The following is a 1,282-nucleotide window of genomic DNA, read 5'->3' on the forward strand; positions in this document are numbered from 1 at the left end:
ACGACGAGGTGTTCCGGGACCTGGTGATCGCCCGGGTTGTCGAGCCGACATCACTGCTGGATGCTGGCAGGGTGCTGCGGGACCTGGGCCAATCCCCGGCCAGCTACGCGACCATGAAGCGCACCCTCGGCCGGGCCGCAACGGGCAAGTACCGGGACCGGATCGCGACCTGGTGTTTTCGGCACGCCAGCACCAGCGGGGACATCTCCCTGGTGCTCTACGACGTCACCACGCTCTACTTCGAGGCAGAGAAGGAAGACGAGCTGCGCAAGGTCGGGTACTCCAAGGAGCGTCGCGTCGATCCGCAAATCGTCGTCGGTCTGCTCGTGGACCGGGGCGGGTTCCCGCTGGAGATCGGCTGCTTCGAAGGGAACAAAGCCGAGACCGCGACCATGATCCCGATCATCAAGCAGTTCCAGGCCCGCCACCACCTGGCCGACATGGTCGTCGTCGCGGACGCCGGCATGCTCTCCGCGGGAAACCTTCGGGAACTGGACGAGGCGAACCTGCGGTTCATCGTCGGCTCCCGGATGACGAAGGCCCCGACCGACCTCGCCTCGCACTTCCGCTGGCACGGCGACGCGTTCACCGACGGGCAGCTGATTGACACCATCACCCCCAGAACCGGCCACACGAAAGAGAACAACCCCGACCTGCGCGCCGAACCCGTTTGGGACCCCGACACGCATCCTGGCTCGTGGCGTGCGGTGTGGGCCTATTCCCGGAAGAGAGCCGTCCGCGACGCCACCACCCTCACGGCCCAGGAGAACCGTGCCCGCGAGGTCATCGAGGGACAGAAAGCTGCCCGCACCCCGCGCTTCGTCAAGACCTCAGGCGGGAAACGCAGCCTCGACGAGGCATCACTGACACGAGCCCGGCAACTGGCCGGCCTGAAAGGCTACGTCACGAACATCCCCGCATCGGTCATGGCCGCATCGGAAGTCATCGGCTCCTACCACGACCTCTGGCACGTGGAGCAGTCCTTCCGGATGAGCAAGACAGACCTGCGCGCCAGGCCCATGTTTCACCGCACCCGCGATGCGATCGAGGCACACCTGACGATCGTGTTCACCGCACTGGCAGTCTCCAGAACCGTCCAGAACAGGACGGGGTTGGCGGTCGCCAACGTCATCAAACAGCTCCGGCACTTGCGCTCAGCGACCATCGCCATCAACGGCACCAAACAGAGATTCGCGCCCGACATTTCCGCCGAACAGCAAGCCATCGTCGACGCGATCATCGGACCAAAAGTCACGCACTAAGGAAATGAGCCAAGTCAGGT

1 protein-coding gene is annotated in these 1,282 nt (G+C 64.7%); it reads left to right on the plus strand.

Translation table 11 applies throughout. The features are described 5' to 3' along the window. Positions 1 to 1,262: IS1634 family transposase (locus DWV11_RS13275; protein ID WP_115789402.1), on the plus strand; the 1,262-nt coding region annotated here is incomplete at its 5' end. Positions 1,263 to 1,282 lie beyond the last annotated feature (20 nt).

It is taken from the genome of Arthrobacter silvisoli, assembly GCF_003369445.1.
Taxonomy (GTDB): Bacteria; Actinomycetota; Actinomycetes; order Actinomycetales; family Micrococcaceae; genus Arthrobacter; species Arthrobacter silvisoli.